The sequence below is a fragment of the Mycolicibacterium sarraceniae genome (assembly GCF_010731875.1).
GTDB classification, from domain to species: Bacteria; Actinomycetota; Actinomycetes; order Mycobacteriales; family Mycobacteriaceae; genus Mycobacterium; species Mycobacterium sarraceniae.
The window spans coordinates 1,418,377-1,437,429 of record NZ_AP022595.1 but is presented as its reverse complement, the minus strand read 5'-3'; the positions used below and the strand labels follow the sequence as shown (position 1 = coordinate 1,437,429).

Here is a 19,053-nt window from a genome sequence, read left to right as displayed (position 1 = left end):
GTGATGAGCAGTGATCAACGTTGGCGGGCGCGGAATGGTCCGGCGATTATGTGCTTGGCAGCACTGATCGTGGCTGGCGGGAGCACGGGTCAGATCGCCCGGGCGGACGAACCGACGACCACGGCGACCGCTCCTCGCCCCGGCGCCCCAGCCGTTCTCGTCGACCTCGGTGATCCCGCTGAGGTGGCCGCCTGGACAACGGTCAATGATCCCGTCATGGGTGGCCGGTCGACCTCGGCGGTCGCATTCGGTGAGGGTGGCCTCATGTTCTCGGGCAACATCTCGCTGGACAACAACGGCGGATTCGCCTCGGCCCGCGGTCCCGTCGATCCAGAGATCGGGCACCGGGCAAGCGGTGCGACGTCGCTGAGTGTGCGCGCACTGGGCGACGGCAAGACCTACGTGGTGAAGGTGGAGACGGGACAGCCCTGGTCCTACATCCAGCGCTTCTCGACCGACCCCGGCGTCCGAAGAACCTACGACCTGCCGGTCAGCGGCTTTCAGCCGGCGGGCATGTTCCTCGATCCCGTACTTGCGCCGCCTCTGGACCCCTCAACCATCAGCCGGGTCGGGATCTACATCCTCGACAAGCAGGAAGGCCCGTTCACACTCGTCGTCAGTGACATCGACACGTCAAGTTGAAGAATCCGCGCGGCGCCTAAACTCTTGTCATGCCAAGAAAACTCACTGATGACGAAGTTGCGGCGTATTTGGATAGCCGCCCGGGCTGGGCGGTCCTGAGCACCATCGACAAGGACGGATTTCCGCACTCGGTACCCCTCGGATACTTCCGCCTTGGCCGCGACATCGTCATGGGAGTGCGTGATGGGACTCGCAAAGTTGCCAACGTCGAAAGCAACCCGCATGTGAGTGTCTTGCTCGAAGACGGCTCTACCATGGCCGATATCCGGGGAGTGCTGCTCCAAGGTCTCGCCCGTATCGTTCGCGAATCAACCGAAGCACTTGAGCTCTCAAGGCAAGGTGCTCGGGCGCGGGGCGTGCCGGAGTCCGATTGGCCCACCGAACCCAGACCGGGCGCCGCCTACATCCGCATGACCCCCGTCAGAACACTGTCGTGGGATTACTCGCCGCAACAGGGTTAGCTGCGGTCACCCCTCGCGGAGGTGATCCCGCTGCGACCTCGGTCCGTTGTCGTTTGCCACTACCGCCGGGCCGCTTGGGGTCGGGTGATCGGCACAGGACAGAGGTAATAGTCCGCACCAATTGACAACGGTCGTTGCCAGATGATCCCGGCCGCGATAACGTCGCTTCATGACGGTGACCGGCCAGCGTCCGCAGTTACTACTTGAGGACGTCGACTTCAATCGACGTGACCACCCCGACCGGCCGCTGCGGCCCATCCCGCCAGGTCGCGACCACTTCGCCGACCAATGGCGTGGTATGCGCGAGTTCATCTTCGGTGAGTGGATCGATATCGACAAAGAAGTCGAGCCCAGCGATCTCACCCGCATCCGGGACGACTATTTCTGGCAACGTGACGAACTCATGATCGGTGTGGTCGAGGCGTTCGAGCGCCTCGGTTATGAGCAGGGCCGCGGGCTGTTCGAGCAGGCGTTGACCCAGGGCATCGACACGCTCACGGATCCGCCACGGGAGCTCGTTGAGCTCTTCGAGCACCTGGATCAGCTGCCCGCTCAGTTCGATCTTGTCGCCGCCGAACGCGGCCGAATGCTGGCGATATCGAGCACGTTCGCCGCAACGACGATCATCCGGGGGTGGGCGTTCTACGAGACCGCGATGACCGGGGATATCTCCGCCGCTACGGGCGCCACCGGCCGATTCGCCGACGACGGCCCACGCCGATTCATCGAAACCGCACGAGTATTCGCAGAATTCACCCTGCCAGACATCTTCGACCGTGATTCGGAAGCCTTCCAAGACGTGGTGCGCGTGCGGTTGATGCACGCACTGGCCAGCCGCGGCCTGCGAAAGAAATGGGGTGACGACGTCTATCTCAAGTTCGGCGAGCCGATTCCCACGACGTCGTTGCTGGGGTTCGGCAGCGGCATGCTGCTCGGACGTCTCGTCGACCATGCCTTCGGTCGCACGCTGACCCCGCAACAGCTCGAGGACCTCGCCGAGTATTCCTCGTTCTCCGGGCGGTTGTGGGGAGCCCCTGAACCGCTCCGCTCACCCACCGGCATCGAGCTGATCAAATCGCTGAATTATGTTCTGGCCAGGGGAGGTAACCCATCCCCGTGGCGTGCTCCACTCGTCGATGCCATCGCCGGTCCCGTGCACCTGACGACGCTGACGGAGGCGCTACCCGGGCCCGTCAAGAAAATTGTGGCCCGCCACGTCAACCAGATCACTGCCAGCGTCGCCCTTGCGCCGGCAGGGGTTGTGTTTGGGTACCAGCAGATCGAGGCCATGGTGGCGGGCACGCTGTTTGAGCCGCTCGGCTACAACTTCGAACGCCGCGTTCACATCTTTACTTATCTCACGAAGCTCAACGTTGGTATCGCGAGGGTGGCCGACAAGCTGCCGTGGTCCAACCCCATCCGTGAGCGCAGGAAGAAGAGCGGTGCCGCCGCGCGCGAGCGGATCGCCATGCTCAGCAAGGTTGCCCGCGGCAAGCAAATCTCGCTGACCTACTCCCACCACGACCGTTCGACAAAGGGCGAGGGGTTTACCGGCTAGCTCGCCGCCGGGGCGGTTCAGACCACCCGCGCGCGAAGCGCTGACCAGAACGGAAGCCCACCTGGCATGCCCGCGATTCGGGCCGGGTAGCGCCAGCGGAGACGGCCGGCTGGCCAGTACTACGATCGAAGTTCATGATTGATGGAGCACCTCAACCGGCGTCGACGCCTGGGCAGACCGGCGAGGTCCCCCCGCTCGATGTCGTTGGCTCTGGAATTCTTCCTCCGGTCGAGGACCGAGTGCAGCGGCGGTTCGCGCTGCTCGAGCGGCTGGCGCCTTGGTTGGGATCGCGGTGGGCGGTCGAGTTATGGTGCACCCCAACGGTTCTCGAGTCGAGCCTGCGCCTGCCGCCGGGTGTATCCCCAGGCACGCCGATTGTGGCGTACTGGGATGGGCACCGGATCGCTGGTGAGGAATGGGGCGAGGGGCCGCCGGTATACCTGGTGCACGGCTGGGGCGGGCAGCGCCCGCATCTGGCCATGTTCGTCAAGCCGCTCGTGGCGGCCGGCTATCGGGTCGTTGCGTTCGACTTGCCCAGCCATCACGAGTCCGACCCGGGTGCGCTCGCTCCCGGGCGCACCACATCCGCAGAGTGTGCCGCCGCGATAGCGGCCATGATCGAGACCCATGGGTCCGCCCATGCGGTGGTCGCGCACTCACTCGGCGCGAACGCGACCGCATTGGCGGCAGCAGATGGCGCACCGGTAGGACGCCTGGTCTTCTTCGCGACCATGGGAGATTTTCCGCTCTACCTGGACCTGTTCGCCGCACGCCATGGTTTCGGCCGGCGGATCCGCGCGGGCCTCCGCCGTCGTTTGGAAAAACGGATCGCCATGCCGCTGCATGAGACGAATATGACCCGGGTCGGTCGACGAGCCAACTACCCGCCGCTGCTTCTCATCCATGACCCCGACGATCCAGACAGCCCGTATGCCGCCAGCGTGCGTCTGGCCAAGTCATGGCAGGGCGCCCAATTGCTGACCACAAAGGGGCTCGGCCGACTGGCCCATTACCGAGTTCTGCGTCACCGCCCTGCTATCGACGCCGGGGTGGAGTTCATCGGCGACCGAGCGGACGCCCGGCAGCGCAGTCCGGGGCCGGATGCCGGCCAACTAGACATCGAAGGACCCACTTCGTAGCCTGTCGCAGGCACGTACGGCCATAGCAGACCCCTACAGCGAAGGATCGCGGTGCGCCACACACTTCGGCGAACAGCGGTAAGTCTGGCGACCGGGGTCGCGGTGCTAGCTGCGTCGATAGTGCAGAACGGCTGGGCGGACCCAGCGTCTGACGCGCTGGCCCAGCTCAACGAGCTGTCTCGTGAGGCGGTGCAGACACGCGAGGCTGTGAGCGCTGCTCAGCGCGATGTCGACCGCAGGCTGGCCGATCAGGCGGTGGCCGAGGAGCGTCATCGCGCGGACATGGCAGCCGTCGACGCCGCGAACGCCGAGCTTGGCCCGCATCAAGCTGAGGTCGGTCAGCTCGCGGCGATCACCTATATGAGTGGAGGTACTGGCCAGTTCGTGGCGGTGCTGAGCGCAACCTCCCCACAAGATCTGATCGACCGGCTGTCTTTGCAGAAGGCGATCGCCGGTATGGCGGCCGATCAGATGAAGGCACTCAGGGCAGCGAGGGATCGCGCCGCTGCTGCCGCTAGCGCTTCAGAGCTGTCGGCCGCTGAGGCTCGTGTCGCAGCCGAGCGAGCCGCATCGGTGCGCGCAGATTTGGAGGCCAAATGGAGTGACTTGCGGCGTCAGATCCTGGCCGCCGAGGCGCAATATGCGGCGCTGACGCCGCAGCAGCAGGCGGTGGTCGATATCGCGGCGGCAGCGGTATCGGCGGCACAACCGCCCGGCGACGTATCCGGTCCTCCGCTCGCGGCGATGCCCGCCGACATCCCGGAGGCGTTGCCGGTCGGAGTCGCGAATGAGGCTGGGCTGCAGGCCAACACCGTCATCGCGGCCCGCGCCATCAGTGCGCAGTTCCCCCAAATCGCCGAGATCGACGGCGTCCGGCCCGATCCGAAGCCGTGGCATCCGAGCGGCCTGGCGATCGATGTGATGGTCCCGAATTCTGGGACCCCCGAGGGCATCGCGCTGGGGGACGCGATTCTCGCGTTCGTGATGAGCAACGCGGGCAGATTCGGCTTGCAGGATGCGATCTGGCGCGGCACGTACTACACGCCGGGCGGACCAGCAGGATCGGGCTACGGGCACTTCGACCACGTTCACGTCACCACGACGCCACGGGGCGCAGCGACCAACGGCCGGTAATGGTTTCAGCGGCCGCGCATTCGATCGATCAGGCGACCCCGCGGGTACCCACAAAGAAGTAACCAGCGACGTGCTCGAGGTATTCTGGGCCGCAGGCCCGACTTCACGAACCGCGAAGTTTCCGGTACAGCGTCCCGATAATCGTGTGCCGGAAGGGCCAGAGCACCACCGACTCGGCGAGCTTGAACGCACTCTCCGCAAGGGATGGCGGCACGTGGTCAGGATCCATCAGGTCGTTCTCCGCAAAGGGACTCGCGTCCGCGGCCACCATAGTGTCGGTCAGTGCGCGCAGCGAGCGCCCGGTGCCGCGCAATGCTTCGACAGCAGACAGGAAGGTCCCGCCGGACTCCATTGAATCCCGGAACTCCTCAACCGATACACCCAAATGCTCCGAGACGAGACTGTCTCGCACCCAGAGGATTTCGCGCGTGACCGCAGCGGAGTCGGCTTGTGCGCCCCCAGCGTCAAGCGCGATATCGCATTCGCTGTCGAAACCCAGCGACCTGTTGTTGAAGTTCGACGAACCGATGCGCAGCAGCCGGCCGTCGATCACGATGACCTTGGAATGCACGTAGACCGACACGCCCTTACCGGCGACCGGCCAATACACGCCGAGCCGGTCATACGAGTCCGCTTCTTTGAGCATCCGGAACAGCAGCTGCCGCGCGCTGTCCATCGACTCCTGCTCCAACCGGCTCTCGGAGCTTCGCGGCAGAATGATCACGACCGCGGGACCGTCGGGCTCGCGCAGCCGCGCCGCGATCGCCTCAGCGATACCGCGCGCCGCGAAGTATTGGTTCTCCAGGTAGATCAGATCGCGCGCGGCGCGGATTGCCGCCAGATCGAGCGCCTCGACCTCGCGGACCTCGCTGCGCCCAGACAGCATGGGCAGCGTGCGTGCCACCCCGATCTCGACGTTGCGCAGCGTAGGTTCCAGCCCGTCCGGCCAGGCCGGTGCCGAAGCACTGAGCGACGATAGAACCTCCCCGGTCGCCGCCTCCCACCGATCCTGCGCCTGCGCGGCGAGCACTTCCGCGGCAACGCCGTCCACCGCAGCGACGACCTCGTGGCGGGGCCCGTAGGGATCCCCCGGCCCATTGCGGCGCCGATCGATGGGTAGGTGCTCCGAGGTATCCCAACGTCCGAGCGTCAGATCCATGCCTCCGCAGAACGCCATCGTGTCGTCCACGACCACGATCTTCTGGTGGTGTACCGCGCCTGTGGGGTGGGCGCCATCGACAGCGAAATGCAGACGTGCCGAGCTGAATTGGTTCAACAAACTCACCGGCGCGATGCCGAACCAGAAGCCGTCGAACGCCGGGAGCAGACGAAGGTTGGACTTCAACAGATACACCTTCAACCCGCGCCGCCGCCACAGCAGCCAGTGCAGGAAGAGGCCAAGTTGATTCGGCCCTTCCAGCGTCTGCTCGCCACGCTCGAAGGTGGTGCGGAAATCCAGGTCCCAGCCGATCACGACGATCCGATGGCGAGCACCCAGCATGGCGGCCTTCACATGCCGCAGGTAGTCGGCGCCGTCGATGATCGTTGCGAAGCGATCCGCCTTCGCCGAGCGCCAGCAGGTGTCTCCGGGCACCAGTAGCGCACCGTCGTCTGCTGAATCGCTAGGGTCCACGGTTGCGATCTTTCCCTATCCCCCGACCGCTCGCGTGATGTCGACTACGGTCAGCCAGGCGCTGGCGCGAGTTCCCCGGTTGCCACCGGGCCCCCGTGGCCACCGGCAGCGCCTGCACCCACGCCGGTTCTCAGTGTTGTGGAGTACGGTCCCGTGTCGTACTGTCAACAAAGTTGATTAGCTCCCCTACGGAAGCTTCGCCACCGTCAGCGCCTGTCGCCGCTCATGAAAGGGTCACGGATGCAGCGGATTTCGATCGGGCACCGAATCGGCAAGCGATGGATGCTGCTGGTTGCGGTAGTCGTGGTCGCGGTGGCCGGCTTTGCGGTCTACCGCCTGCACGGCATCTTCGGCTCCGAGGATGTCACCTCCACACCTAGCGGCGCCGGCAACGACATCGTCCCGTTCAACCCGAAGCACGTGGTCATGGAGGTTTTCGGGCCGCCCGGCACGATCGCCACCGTCACCTACACCGACGTCAACGCTCAACCCCAGCGCGCCGACAATGTCACGCTGCCGTGGGCCTACGACACGACCACCACCCAGCCGGCCGTCTTCGTCAACGTCTCCGCGCAGGGTGACGGCGACTCGATCGGCTGCCGCATCAAGATCGATGACGTCGTCAAAGACGAGCGCACCGTGAACACCCTCAACGCCTTCACCTATTGCCTGGACAAGTCCGGATGACCCAGCGTGTCGCGGATTTCATCCGGCGATTCTCGGTCGTCATCGCACTGTTCTGGCTCGGCCTGGCGGTGGTCACGAATGTCTTCGTTCCGCAGCTGGAGACCGTCGCCGAAAAGCACAACGTCTCACTGAGCCCGCAGGATTCGCCTTCGTTGCAGGCCGCCAAGCGGATCGGCAAGGTGTTCGGCGAGTTCGACTCCGACAGCTCGGCGATGATCGTTCTGGAAGGCGATCAGCCGCTGGGGGCCGACGCTCACCACTACTACGACGGGCTGATCAAGAAGCTCCAACAAGACACCAAGCATGTCCAGCACATCCAGGACTTCTGGGGAGATCCGCTCACGGCGGCCGGCTCGCAGAGCGCCGACGGTAAAGCGGCGCTGGTGCAGCTGTATCTCGCCGGTAACCAGGGTGAGTCGCTGGCCAACGAGTCCGTCGACTCGGTGCGCGACATCGTCAACAACAGTCCGCCGCCACCCGGCGTCCGGGCGTATGTCACCGGCGCTGCACCTCTGGTCACCGACCAATTCGAGGTCGGACGCCATGGCACCCTGAAAACGACGCTGATCACCCTCGGGGTGATCGCGGTGATGCTGTTCGTCCTCTACCGCCGCCTCACCACGGTCTTCTTCGTCATCTTCACGGTGATGATCGAACTGACCGCGTCTCGCGGATCGGTCGCTGTGCTCGCCGACGCCGGAATCATCGAGCTCTCGACGTACTCGACCAACCTGCTGACCCTGTTGGTGATCGCCGCGGGCACCGACTACGCGATCTTTCTCCTCGGTCGCTTCCACGAAGCGCGTTATGTCGGACAGGACCGGGTCACCGCGTACAACACGATGTACCAAGGCACTTCGCACATCATCTTGGGCTCGGGCCTGACGATCGCCGGCGCGGTGTTGTGCCTGACGTTCACCCGGCTGCCGTATTTCAACAGCCTTGGGGTGCCGGCCGGGATCGGTGTCATGGTCGCCGTGGTGGCGGCGCTCACGTTGGCGCCGGCCCTGTTGCTCATCGGCCGCCACTTCGGCTTGTTCGAGCCCGCCCGCCCGATGCGGACCCAGGGTTGGCGACGGATCGGGACGGCCATCGTGCGCTGGCCCGGGCCCATCCTGGTGGTGACGGTCGGGATCGCCCTGATCGGTCTGATCGCGCTGCCGGCGTACAAAACCAGTTACGACGCCCGGGGGTACATGCCGGCCAGTGCCCCGGCCAATGTCGGCTACACCGCCGCCGAACGGCACTTCTCGCAGGCTCGGCTCAATCCCGAATTGCTGATGATCGAGGCCGACCACGATCTCCGCAATTCCACCGACATGATCCTCCTGGAGCGCGTCGCCAAGGCAGTCTTCCACACCCCGGGCATCGCCCAGGTGCAGTCGATCACCCGTCCGCTGGGCACGCCCCTGGACCACACGTCGATTCCGTTCCAAGTCAGCGCCGGCAGCCTTGGGCAGATCAACAATCTGCCGTTCCAGCAGGCCCGCAGCGCCGACCTGCTCAAGCAGGTGGGCGTGATCAACACCTCGATCGACATTCTGCGCCAGCAGTACGCACTGCAGCAGCAGTCGGGCGAAGTCACCGACGAGCAGACCAAGGCATTCCAGGACACCGTCACCACGGCCCAGGACCTGCGCAACAAGATCGCCAATTTCGACGACTTCTTCCGCCCGCTGCGCAACTACTTCTATTGGGAGCCGCACTGTTACGACATCCCGGTGTGCGCTGCGGTGCGCTCGTTGTTCGATGCGCTCGACGGCATTGACGCCCTGACCGATCAACTAGGCAATGTCGCGGGAAGTATCGCGAAACTCGATGCGCTGCAACCGAAACTGCTCGCGCTGATTCCGCCGCAGATCAAGAGCCAGCAGACCAACCGGGATCTGACGCTGACCAACTACGCCACCAACTCGGGCATCAACGATCAGGCGCAGGCGGCCCTGCAGAACTCGACCGCGCTGGGCCAGGCTTTTGATGCCTCCAAGACCGACGACACGTTCTACCTGCCGCCCGAGGCGTTCACCAACCCCGAATTCCAGCGTGGCATGCGGTTGTTCATGTCACCAGACGGTAAGGCTGCCCGGATGATCATCACCCATGACGGTGATCCGGCTACGCCCGAAGGCATTTCGCACATCGACTCGATACGCAATGCCGCGCAGGAAGCCGTCAAGGGCACACCGCTGGCCGGGTCCAAGATTTTCATTGCCGGTACCGCCGCCACCTATAAGGATATCCAGGACGGCGCGAAGTACGACCTGATGATCGCCGGGATCGCCGCGCTGAGCCTGATCTTGCTCGTCATGATGTTCATCACCCGAAGCATCGTCGCCGCATTCGTCATCGTGGGCACCGTGGCGCTGTCGTTGGGCGCCTCGTTCGGGCTGTCGGTGTTGATCTGGCAGGACATCTTCGGGATCCATCTGTACTGGATCGTGTTGGCGCTGGCCATCATCCTGCTGTTGGCGGTCGGGTCGGATTACAACCTGCTGCTGATATCCCGGTTCCAGGAAGAGATCCATGCGGGGCTGAACACCGGGATCATCCGGGCGATGGCCGGTTCGGGCGCGGTGGTCACGGCTGCCGGTCTGGTGTTCGCGGCGACGATGGCATCGTTCATCTTCGCTGACTTGCGGATTCTCGGTCAGATCGGGACGACGATCGCCCTCGGTCTGCTGTTTGACACCCTGATCGTGCGGTCCTTCATGACCCCGGCCGTCGCGGCCCTGCTGGGCCGCTGGTTCTGGTGGCCGCTGAAGGTGCGGCAACGCCCCGCCAGCTCGATGCTGCGGGCGTACGGAACCCGGCAATCGGTCCGTCAGTTGCTGTTGTGGGAGGACGGCGACCCGGTGGCGAAGTCGCAGGAGTAGTGAAAGTTACTTGCTGCCAACGGCAGTGAGCGGCTCCGTCGACTCCGACTCGAGCACCGGGATGTCAGTCAGCTTGCGTTTGATCCCCGCGACCCGGCGCAACTGGGCGGCGATGTTCATCGACGTCAGCATCGGAATGCCGCCGATGAAGGTGCGGAATGAAGGGTGGCCGCCGTTGAGGTGCAACATGAACAGGCAGCCGACCACGTAGAAGAATCCGGTGGTAAACAACGCCGCCGGGATCGCGTACGCCAGCGGGGACCGCGCATCGGCGACCAATTCGGAGGCATAGTCGAATTCGTCACGCGTCAGCGGCTCGCGCTTGCGGATTTTGGCCAGCACAGCCTTATGGGCGCCCACCTGCTCACCCATTGGGTGGGAGGTCCGTCGCTCCAGCCGGGTGATGTAGACGAACACACAGGTGGCGAAAACGATGGCCATCATGCCGGCAAAGATGGTGAGGTCACCCCACGGGCCGAGATTCACGCGGTGCTCCTTTGATCGGTGTGCGCTCGCGCTGAAACGCTACCGGATCTAAGTAATCTTCCCGGTCAGGGCACCCCACACGATGCGCCCGTCCGATGCGATGTGGCGCTTGTCGATACGGTAGGACCGCCGGCGCCCCCTCGAACCGCATGGTCACGAGTAGGCAGCACGCCCAGTCAATCTGCACTGGAATGCGGGGGCGGAACGGCTGTAGCTCGGGTAGCAATTTTTCACCAGCCTGGTGGCAACAACCGATGGCGCAGACGGACGACCGGCCGTCGCCGCTCGGACGGGCCGTGTTGCCTGCGGTGCTGTTTGCCACGAGGTTGGCCGGCACGATCAGGCGGGAGTCTTCGTCGGGCGGTCGCAATAGGAAACGGCGCTGTCGCCGCAGTGGGGCCCACACCGTCGTTGGTCGCCTTCCTGGCTGTCACGCTCGTGGCTGGGTATCGCCTACGGTCTTTGCCTGCGAGAGGGGCTGGTCGATGGTGGAGACCGTGTCTGCGCCCCGGTTGCGGGGAACCCTGGCCGGCACCTTCTGGGCGGTCACCTATCTTGGCTTCGACCTGCCCGTGTTGCTCGCGACGATCGAACCTATTATCGGTATCATCGCGCCGAGGCTGGTGCTCAACGGTGCGGCGGCAACCGTCGCGGTGATGCGTGCGTTCCCCGGGTTATCGGTGAAAGATGCTGCTGCACATACCATTTCGAATTCGGCGGACGCCAACGCACGAAACTTCTGAATATTGTCGGCAGTTCGGTTAATTTTACCCAGTGAGACTCCTCATCGGGTACCTGGCCACCCCGGGTGGTGCCGACGCCCTGGCCCTGGCCGTGCGGTTGGCCAGAACATTCGACGCCGAACTGGACATCTGCGCGGTGCTGCCTGTGCCTGTTCCCCTGAACATGGAATATCAGGGTGAACTCGGCGAACAAGCCGAACAGTGGCTGGACGTGGCGCTGAAATCCGTGCCTGAGGGTGTCACCGCACACACGCACGTGAGTTTTCACGAATCCTTCGCCGAGGGCATCAGCGCGGAGGCCGAGCGGTTGGGCGCGGCGGCGATCGTGGTCGGCGGAGCCGGCGGGGGCCTGGTCGGCGGATTCTCGCTGGGCTCGGTCGTCAACGAGCTGCTGCATTCGGCTCCGGTACCCGTGGTCGTCGCACCGCGGGGCATCCGGCATTCGGACGTCGAACGGGTCCGCAGTGTCACCTGCGCGGTGGGCATGCGCCCGGGTGCCGAGCATCTGCTCGACTTGGCGGTGCGCGTCAGCACCGCGGCGGGTGGCCCCCTGCGGTTGGTCTCCCTGGTCCCTCTCGACGAGTTCGGCTCGCAGCAAGGGGCCCTCGATCACGCCGCCGAAACCCTGGCGACCGCCAAGTCGGAACTGCCCGAAGGGTTCCCGGTCTCGGTGCTGGTCGCCGACGGTGCCACGGTTGAGGCGGCCGTAGAGAAACTCGACTGGCGCGACGGCGATCTCATCATGGTCGGTTCCAGCCGGCTGGCTCAGCCCAGACGGCTGTTCCTCGGCTCGACGGCGGCAAAGATGCTGCGGGTCTTGCACGTCCCACTCGTGGTCGTCCCCCGTCAGGAAGGCTAAACCCATGTCTACGAGCACTTCCCCGGCCAAGTCGCACTTGTCGAGGTCCCTGGGTCTGTGGGCCATCGTCGGCCTGGGCCTGGGCTATATGACACCGATGACGGTCTTCGACACGTTCGGGATCGTGTCGGGGGAGACGAACGGGGTAGTGCCCCTGGCCTATATCGTCGCCCTCGTCGCGATGGTGTTCACCGCGATCAGCTACGGCCGGATGACCCGCGTGTATCCCTCGGCGGGATCGGCCTACACCTACGCATCCGAGACGATCCACCCGAACTTCGGCTTCGTCGTCGGCTGGTCCTCACTGTTGGACTACCTGTTGCTGCCGATGGTCAACGCTGTGATCGCGCGCATCTACTTCGAATCGTTCTTCCCGTCGGCGCCGTCATGGCTGTTTGTCCTCGGCTACGTCGGTGGGATCACTGCCCTGAACTACCTGAGCATGAAGGGCACGTCGCGGGTCAACGGCATCCTGGTGGTCTTCCAGGTGGTCCTCATCGGGGCTTTCCTGGTGCTGGCATCGGTGGCATTGAGCAAGGGCGTCGGCCACGGCACGATCTTCACCCTCGACCCCCTCGTCCACCAGGGCGTCGAGATGCAGGCGGTGATCGCCGGCGCGACCGTCGTGTGCTTCTCGTTCATCGGCTTCGACGCCATCACGATGTACGCCGAGGAAGCGAAATCACCGGATCTCGTGCCCAGGGCGATCGTGCTGGCGTTGCTCATCGGTGGTGCCATCTTCTTCGCCGCGGCCTGGTTCAGCCAGTCGGTCTTCCCGACCCTCGACGGTTTCGAAACCACCGACGACACACTGCCCGAGATGGCGTTCAAGATCGGCGGCATGCTCTTCAAGGTTTTCTTTGTCTCGGCGGCTCTGGCCGCGGTCGTCGCGTCGAGTCTCGCCTCGCATGCAAGCGTGGCGCGGATGATCTACGTGATGGGCCGCAACGGGAAGGGGCGATTCGGCCGCTTCCTCTCCTACATCCACCCAAGCTTTCTGACGCCGACCCACGCCGTCGTGATCGTCGGCATCGTCTCGCTGCTGGCGGTGAAGTTCACCCTCGAGTTCGCGTCATCGATGATCAACTTCGGCGCGCTCATCGCCTTCACCGTGGTGAACCTGACGATCATCGTGTTTTTCGCCTTCCGGCTCGAGAAGCGGCGCACGCCCAAGGAGATCTTCACCAACATCGTCCTGCCGGCGATCGGCATGTTGTTGACCGGGGCGCTGTGGGTCAACCTGCATTTCGATGCGCTGCTCTACGGGGGGATCTGGCTGGGGATCGGGATCGTGGTGCTGCTCGTGCTCACCAAGGGCTTCCGTGACCCGCTGACGATGCGCATCGAGGAAGCGACGCTCGCCGAGGAAGGCACACCCGTACCCCACATCAAGCACGGGCAGGAATGACGCCGGCGCTATCGCGCGATCGGAATTTCGAATTGCCTACCAGCCGGTCGTAAACTCTTCTACCGGAGCATGTTTCGGTCTTGAAGCGCGGGTCCGCTGGCGGGTTGGCGATGAGGAGATCCCCGCCGAGAAGACTATCTCCCTGGCGGAGGGTGCCGGACAGATCGGTCCGCTGAGATCCGCAGGGAATCGGACGTTGGCTCTCAGCGGAACCGAACGGTCATCGTCGCTAGTCCGAAGATCTTGCGGCCGTCGGACTTCGCGCCGACAAGAACGACGCCCGAACGCGTTTCCGGATCCAGCGATTTGACCTTGCCGCTGAATTCGATGTCGGCGCCCTCTTTGGCCGAGACGACGGCGGGCTGGGACAGCCGCACCGCGAAGCGGCTCACCGCACCGGGGTCGCCCGACCAGGTGGAGTGAAATCCCGCGCCCAAGCCCATCGTGAGCATTCCGTGGGCGATCACATCGGGCAGCCCGGCCAGCTTGGCGATGTCCTCGTCCCAGTGAATCGGGTTGGCGTCGCCGGCCACGCCGGCGTAGTTCACCAAATCCCCGCGCGATAGCCGGGTGTGGTGCACCGCCAACTCGTCGCCTACGTTCACGTCCTCGAAGAACGGCGTACCCGGCGGACGGGTCAACCCACCCTCGGAGATCCGGATCTCGCCCGCCGGCCGCAGCTCCTTCTGGTACGCGCCATCCGACCCGGGAATGTCGAGGATGTTCATGTCGTGCATCATCGCCTTCTGCACGGCCGCCTTCACTCCGGCGTCGATGTCCTCGCCGGTCACGCCGACGACCGTGGTGTGCAGCGTGTGCACCCGCTCGCCGTCGGCATCGGTGAAGGTGTTGGTGACGGTGATAAAGTCCCGGCCCGCGGTCCGGCGCACCGATGTCAGCTCGACGTCGATGACCAACTCGTCACCGGCCACGATCGGGCGGTGCTGTTCGAACACCTCTTCGGTCTGCAGATAGGTGTCGTAGCCGACGACGATCTCTTCGAACATCCGGCGATTGCACTGCATGCCCGGCGCCGAGGTGAACGTCAGCGGCGCGATGACATCCGAATAGCCCAGCTCAGCGGCAGCGGCGACGTCCCAGTGCGCGGGGTGGTAGTCCTGCACAGCGCGGGCATATTCGCGCAGCTTCTCCCGGCCGACCAGGTAGGTGCCAGCCATCTGGTAATAGTGGCCGACCCGAGCTTCAAGCGGCGAGGAATCTGCTGGTGCAGTCATGAATTGACTCAACTTTTCTATCGGCTGGTTCACGGAAGCCGACCAAAGCACACTAACGCGCCTACACCAGGTCAATACACGCCGATACGATTCGGCTATCTCAAGGGATGCGAGCTTACGGCGGTTGGGGTGAGCGATGACCGGAGCGCCAACGGCCTGCCCCTACTGCGGGGCGGGTCTCGACGGCAGTGGCACATGCGCGCGCTGTGGCGGGGTGACCACGCCGATCGCCCTGACCGGATGGCGCCCCGATCCGACTGGACGTCACGAGGGGCGGTACTACGTCGCCGGCCGTCCGACCCAGCGGGTGCGCAACGGCCGGGCCGAATCCAGCGATCCCACCGGCGGTCAGATGCTGCCGGCCTACGTCCACGTGCCCGCCCCCCGATCGAGCATCCGGTCGACCTGGCTGGCGACCGGGGTGACCACGGCGGTGATCGTCATGGCCGGTGCGGTGCTCGGCGCACTGCTGTGGGCGCACCACGGGCCGGGACGACCGCCGGATCTCGACTACGTCCAGGCGCTGGAAACCGCGGGGGTGATGAATCAATTCACTTCGCAGGCCAACGCGGTCGCCCACGGGCATGACGTCTGCACTCAGCTCGAACACGGCGGGCCGCAGCAGGGTCTGCTGGCCGACAGGATCGCCGTCGACGCGTTCTGCCCGCAGTTCAACCAGGGCTTCCGCATTCTCGAATCAGCGAAGATTTCAGGCATTTTCGTGTTGACCGACAGCGTCGGCACGGGTGCGGTCGAAGTCAGCGGGCAAACCTGCCACGGAACGGACGGGTATGCCGATGTTGGGTCGAGTACGCCGGTGACCGTCAAGAACGGCAAGGGCGAAGTCCTCACCTCGACATCGTTGGGCCCCGGGACCGGCGATAGCGGCACGTGCACTTTTTCGTTCACCTTCCCGATCACCGAGGGCCAGGACGTCTACGTCGTATCCGTCGGCCGCCGAGGAGAATTCAGCTACTCGTTCGAACAACTGCGATCGCACGGCGTTCAAGTGCGGCTCGGCCGGTAGCCCAGCGGGGTATAGCTGAATTAACTCAGCCGCGTTGAGGGTTGTCTGCATCAGATCTTGAGATCGCCAATAGAACTGTGAAAAGGGAGACTTCGATGACCGAGCAGCGCCCAGGGGAATTCACGTTGGCGCACTGCATCTCGGCTTCATGGACACCGACATGGCCAGCTTCGTACCCGCGGACCAAAAGATCTCGCCGGCGGTGGTGGCCAAGCAGGCCGTCTACGTGTCGCGCGAGGTAACGGCGGGCCTGGCCATCGCGAACGGCTAGGCCACCGGAGGGTACTCAGGCAGACGCAAACCGTCCGCGGCGCCGGTGGTGAATCGATTGCCGAGCACCTTTGTGGCGGCCTGGCCGGCAGGGCTGGCCACGACTCGTGCCGCAGCGCGGACTGCCCGGACGCCGAACCGCGTTCGCGGGTTGGCTCGTCTGAGCACACTTCGCCGAATGACCGGTGACGCGTCGACGACCTTGGCGCGCATGAACTCTTCGTAGCGGGCCAGGGCGGTGCCGGTGTCGACGGTGCGAGACAATTCGCCGGCCAGGACGTAAGCCCCGACCATGGCAAGGCTGGTCCCGCCGCCACCGAAGGTGCCCGGGCAGAAGGCCGCATCGCCCAGCAAGGCGATGCGGCCCTTGCTCCAGACCGGCGCGAGCATGGTGCCGACTGCGGAGAAGTACAGCGATCGGCGCTGGTCCAGGTCGCCCAGGATGCGCGGTGCCAGGCCACCGACATCGGCGAACGTCTTTCGCAGAATGGCGACCTGGTCCTCGACGCGCAGGTCGTCGAGCCCGCGCACATCCGACATGAAGGTCAACATGGCGCGGGTGGTGCCGAGGTTATCGGGCCGCAGGTGCACCGAGCGGGATTCGGCCACGTGCTGCCAGCCCCACCACTGGTCGTCGGATTCTCGACGGGGCAGCGTCGCGTAGGCGATGTACATTCCCAGATCTTGCGCATCAGCGGTCGTGACGAATCGCCGCGAACGCGAATGCAATCCCTCGGCGATCACGACAAGATCGGCGTCCATCGTCGTGCCGTCATCCACCTCGACGCTCACGTGCGTGCCGTGGTCGGTGAGATTGGCTATCTGGGAGTTGAATCGGTATTCGGTGCGCTCGCCGGTGCGCTCGATCAGGATCCGGGACAGCTCGCCGCGCAAGATCTCGAATTCGGCTGTCGGTCCGTCGGTCTGCCCGCCGACACTCACGGGGAACGAGGCAACGGGGGATCCGTCGTCGCCCAGGAAACGCATCCCGATTTCGCCGGTGTTCGCCGCGCGGATGTCCTCTTCGATGCCCATGCGGCTCGCGACCTCGCGGGCGGCACCGCGGACGTCGATGTTCTGCCCCTCGTCGCGACGTTGAGGGAAACGCTCGATGACGGTAGTCCGCCATCCTCGTTCAGCTAAGTGGTGGGCGAGTGTGGGACCGCCGATCCCGGCTCCAGAGATCACAGCGTGAGGATTCATGTCCGTCCAACGTAGCAGCGAACAGCTGGGTCAGTCGTCGCCGGCGGCGACCAGCGGACGCAACCGCACCGTCGGGTTGTCCTCCTGGAAGCCCTGTAGCCGCCACTTCGTGGTGAACAGCGCCAGCATGACGCCGTCGGTCCGGGTGAGGACCTCCATCGACACCTGCTTTTCGACGAAGGCCGCATCGTCGGGGTCGACGGCCCGGGCGACGGTGTAGGGCAGCCCCTCCAGCGAGATGGGCGCATTGAATTCGGCGGCCATCCGATGGCTGGTGACCTCGAACTGAAGCGGACCGACGGCGGCCAGCACGGGCGCTTGGTCGCCGCGCCTATTCGAGCGCAGAACCTGCACCACGCCTTCTTGCTCCAATTGCTCGATGCCCTTGCGGAATTGCTTGTGCTTACTCGGATCGGTGCCGCGGGCGACGGAGAAGTGCTCGGGGGAGAAGCTCGGTATCGGCGGGAACTGCACGGGCACATCGCGGTACAGCGTGTCACCGGGTCGGAGGACATTCGCGTTGGCCAGACCGATCACATCGCCGGGCCATGCGTCGTCCAGTGTCGAGCGCTGCTGCCCGAACACCGACTGCGCGTACTTGGTCACGAACGGCTTGCCGGTGGCGGCATGGGTCAGCACTTCGCCGCGCTCGAATGTCCCCGAGCAGACCCGGGCGTAGGCGATGCGGTCGCGGTGCGCGGAGTCCATTCCCGCCTGAACCTTGAAGACGAACGCGCTGAACGGTGCGTCGACCGGCCGGACACTGCCGTCGACGTCGGCCTGTCCGCTGGGCGCAGGAGCGAGCCGCACCAGGTTGTCGAGGAGCTGGTTCACCCCGAAATTCAGTGCGGCCGAAGTGAACAGGACGGGCGTCGTCACGCCCTGGAGAAACAGTTCCTGATCGTGATCGCCATCGTCGGAGGACAGCAGCTCGCATTCTTCGACCGCGTTGTCCCAGTCGATGCCGGCGGCATCGTGAGCGCGCTCAGGGGCGATGTGCTCCTCGGGTGCGGCGGTGGCACCGCCGGCGGTGCGGGTGAAGCGAATGAAGTTGCCGGTGCGGCGGTCAAGGACACCCTTGAAGTCGCCGGCGATGCCGACCGGCCAGGTCAGCGGGGTGGGTTTGAGCCCGATCCGATCGTGGATCTCGTCGAGCAGCTCCAGTGCGTGGCGGCCGGGCCGGTCCCACTTGTTGATCACGGTGAGGATCGGTAGGCCACGGTGCTTGCACACCTGGAACAGCTTGAGGGTCTGCGGTTCCAGACCCTTGGCGGCATCGATCAGCATGACGGCGCAGTCGACGGCGCTGAGTACCCGGTAGGTGTCTTCGGAGAAGTCGGCGTGGCCGGGGGTGTCGAGCAGGTTGATGATGCAGTCCTGCCCCTCCGGCGAGTGGTAGGGGAACTGCAGGGCTGTCGAGGTGATGGAGATGCCCCTGGCCTGCTCCATCTCCATCCAGTCCGACACCGTGGCGCGTCGTCCGGCTTTGCCGTGGATAGCTCCGGCCTGGGTGATCACCCGGGCGTGCAGGACCAGCGCCTCGGTCAGCGTCGACTTACCGGCGTCGGGATGGCTGATGACGGCGAAGGTGCGCCGACGGCCAGCTTCGGCCGCCAGACGATTTGCCGCAGCTGTCGCGGTGGGGGGCGTCCGGATATCCAGGTCGTGATCAGTCATTGCGTCATCGATCGTATT

16 protein-coding genes and 1 pseudogene are annotated in these 19,053 nt (G+C 64.9%); 12 read left to right on the top strand and 5 right to left on the bottom strand.

Annotated features, from left to right (window positions below):
* Positions 1-3 precede the first annotated feature (3 nt).
* The 5 genes and pseudogenes from G6N13_RS07390 to G6N13_RS07370 all read left to right on the top strand — a co-directional run bounded on the left by G6N13_RS07390 (position 4) and on the right by G6N13_RS07370 (position 4,934).
* Positions 4-642 (top strand): CIA30 family protein, encoded by a 639-nt coding sequence (locus G6N13_RS07390; protein ID WP_163695832.1) that lies wholly within the window; start codon positions 4-6, stop codon positions 640-642.
* Positions 643-671: 29 nt separating this feature from the next.
* On the top strand, positions 672-1,103 hold the full coding sequence (locus G6N13_RS07385) for a pyridoxamine 5'-phosphate oxidase family protein (protein WP_163695829.1): 432 nt from the start codon (positions 672-674) through the stop codon (positions 1,101-1,103).
* A 169-nt stretch (positions 1,104-1,272) separates the two neighbouring features.
* A complete protein-coding gene (locus G6N13_RS07380; RefSeq protein WP_163695826.1) occupies positions 1,273-2,661 on the top strand; it encodes an oxygenase MpaB family protein in 1,389 nt (462 codons plus the stop codon).
* 134 nt (positions 2,662-2,795) lie between these two features.
* A pseudogene (locus tag G6N13_RS07375) lies at positions 2,796-3,737 on the top strand (alpha/beta fold hydrolase); the annotation flags it as partial.
* A 114-nt stretch (positions 3,738-3,851) separates the two neighbouring features.
* Complete coding sequence (locus G6N13_RS07370; RefSeq protein WP_163695819.1) at positions 3,852-4,934, top strand: coiled-coil domain-containing protein; 1,083 nt, start codon at positions 3,852-3,854, stop codon at positions 4,932-4,934.
* A 103-nt stretch (positions 4,935-5,037) separates the two neighbouring features.
* Here G6N13_RS07370 and G6N13_RS07365 read toward each other — a convergent pair whose 3' ends face one another.
* Complete coding sequence (locus G6N13_RS07365) at positions 5,038-6,567, bottom strand: phospholipase D-like domain-containing protein (RefSeq protein ID WP_163695817.1); 1,530 nt, start codon at positions 6,565-6,567, stop codon at positions 5,038-5,040.
* A gap of 240 nt (positions 6,568-6,807) precedes the next feature.
* Between G6N13_RS07365 and G6N13_RS07360 the strand changes: the two genes are divergently transcribed.
* Both G6N13_RS07360 and G6N13_RS07355 read left to right on the top strand, forming a co-directional pair.
* On the top strand, positions 6,808-7,254 hold the full coding sequence (locus G6N13_RS07360) for an MmpS family transport accessory protein (RefSeq protein ID WP_179965097.1): 447 nt from the start codon (positions 6,808-6,810) through the stop codon (positions 7,252-7,254).
* Entirely contained in the window at positions 7,251-10,127 is a 2,877-nt protein-coding gene (locus G6N13_RS07355; RefSeq protein WP_163695814.1) for an MMPL/RND family transporter, read from the top strand. Before G6N13_RS07360 ends, G6N13_RS07355 begins: the two co-directional genes overlap by 4 nt.
* A 6-nt stretch (positions 10,128-10,133) precedes the next feature.
* Here the strand turns inward: G6N13_RS07355 and G6N13_RS07350 are convergent, their stop codons facing one another.
* The gene (locus G6N13_RS07350; protein WP_163695811.1) at positions 10,134-10,613 is read right to left on the bottom strand and encodes a hypothetical protein; all 480 of its coding nucleotides are present in this window, start codon (positions 10,611-10,613) and stop codon (positions 10,134-10,136) included.
* 485 nt (positions 10,614-11,098) lie between these two features.
* Between G6N13_RS07350 and G6N13_RS07345 the strand changes: the two genes are divergently transcribed.
* From G6N13_RS07345 to G6N13_RS07330, 4 genes are read left to right on the top strand one after another with little or no spacing between them, the layout of a single operon-like run.
* A complete protein-coding gene (locus G6N13_RS07345) occupies positions 11,099-11,356 on the top strand; it encodes a hypothetical protein (RefSeq protein ID WP_163695806.1) in 258 nt (85 codons plus the stop codon).
* Between the two features lie 31 nt (positions 11,357-11,387).
* Positions 11,388-12,215, top strand: a complete 828-nt coding sequence (locus G6N13_RS07340) for a universal stress protein (protein ID WP_163695804.1) — start codon at positions 11,388-11,390, stop codon at positions 12,213-12,215.
* A 4-nt stretch (positions 12,216-12,219) separates the two neighbouring features.
* Positions 12,220-13,623 (top strand): APC family permease, encoded by a 1,404-nt coding sequence (locus G6N13_RS07335; RefSeq protein ID WP_163695802.1) that lies wholly within the window; start codon positions 12,220-12,222, stop codon positions 13,621-13,623.
* A gap of 10 nt (positions 13,624-13,633) precedes the next feature.
* Complete coding sequence (locus G6N13_RS07330) at positions 13,634-13,933, top strand: EAL domain-containing protein (RefSeq protein WP_163701833.1); 300 nt, start codon at positions 13,634-13,636, stop codon at positions 13,931-13,933.
* On the opposite strand, the gene G6N13_RS07325 is transcribed toward G6N13_RS07330, so the two are convergent.
* Positions 13,827-14,858: a fused (3R)-hydroxyacyl-ACP dehydratase subunits HadA/HadB gene (locus G6N13_RS07325; RefSeq protein WP_163695799.1), complete on the bottom strand. Its 1,032-nt coding sequence runs from the start codon at positions 14,856-14,858 to the stop codon at positions 13,827-13,829. The two genes, G6N13_RS07330 and G6N13_RS07325, sit on opposite strands and share 107 nt — an antisense overlap.
* Before the next feature lie 136 nt (positions 14,859-14,994).
* On the opposite strand from G6N13_RS07325, the gene G6N13_RS07320 reads away from it, so the two are divergent.
* Positions 14,995-15,885, top strand: coding sequence for a DUF732 domain-containing protein (locus G6N13_RS07320; protein WP_163695796.1), 891 nt, complete (start codon positions 14,995-14,997; stop codon positions 15,883-15,885).
* Positions 15,886-16,152: 267 nt separating this feature from the next.
* Here G6N13_RS07320 and G6N13_RS07310 read toward each other — a convergent pair whose 3' ends face one another.
* The gene (locus G6N13_RS07310) at positions 16,153-17,358 is read right to left on the bottom strand and encodes an FAD-dependent monooxygenase (protein ID WP_163695793.1); all 1,206 of its coding nucleotides are present in this window, start codon (positions 17,356-17,358) and stop codon (positions 16,153-16,155) included.
* Positions 17,359-17,388: 30 nt separating this feature from the next.
* A complete protein-coding gene (locus tag G6N13_RS07305) occupies positions 17,389-19,035 on the bottom strand; it encodes a peptide chain release factor 3 (RefSeq protein WP_163695790.1) in 1,647 nt (548 codons plus the stop codon).
* Between the last annotated feature and the right edge of the window lie 18 nt (positions 19,036-19,053).

Bases quoted from the DNA above. Each gene is read 5' to 3' on its own strand.
- G6N13_RS07325 (WP_163695799.1), bottom strand. From the start codon at position 14,858: ATGACTGCACCAGCAGATTCCTCGCCGCTTGAAGCTCGGGTCGGCCAC.
- G6N13_RS07385 (WP_163695829.1), top strand. From the start codon at position 672: ATGCCAAGAAAACTCACTGATGACGAAGTTGCGGCGTATTTGGATAGC.
- G6N13_RS07320 (WP_163695796.1), top strand. From the start codon at position 14,995: ATGACCGGAGCGCCAACGGCCTGCCCCTACTGCGGGGCGGGTCTCGAC.
- G6N13_RS07360 (WP_179965097.1), top strand. From the start codon at position 6,808: ATGCAGCGGATTTCGATCGGGCACCGAATCGGCAAGCGATGGATGCTG.
- G6N13_RS07380 (WP_163695826.1), top strand. From the start codon at position 1,273: ATGACGGTGACCGGCCAGCGTCCGCAGTTACTACTTGAGGACGTCGAC.
- G6N13_RS07390 (WP_163695832.1), top strand. From the start codon at position 4: ATGAGCAGTGATCAACGTTGGCGGGCGCGGAATGGTCCGGCGATTATG.
- G6N13_RS07345 (WP_163695806.1), top strand. From the start codon at position 11,099: ATGGTGGAGACCGTGTCTGCGCCCCGGTTGCGGGGAACCCTGGCCGGC.
- G6N13_RS07310 (WP_163695793.1), bottom strand. From the start codon at position 17,358: ATGAATCCTCACGCTGTGATCTCTGGAGCCGGGATCGGCGGTCCCACA.
- G6N13_RS07305 (WP_163695790.1), bottom strand. From the start codon at position 19,035: ATGACTGATCACGACCTGGATATCCGGACGCCCCCCACCGCGACAGCT.
- G6N13_RS07355 (WP_163695814.1), top strand. From the start codon at position 7,251: ATGACCCAGCGTGTCGCGGATTTCATCCGGCGATTCTCGGTCGTCATC.
- G6N13_RS07335 (WP_163695802.1), top strand. From the start codon at position 12,220: ATGTCTACGAGCACTTCCCCGGCCAAGTCGCACTTGTCGAGGTCCCTG.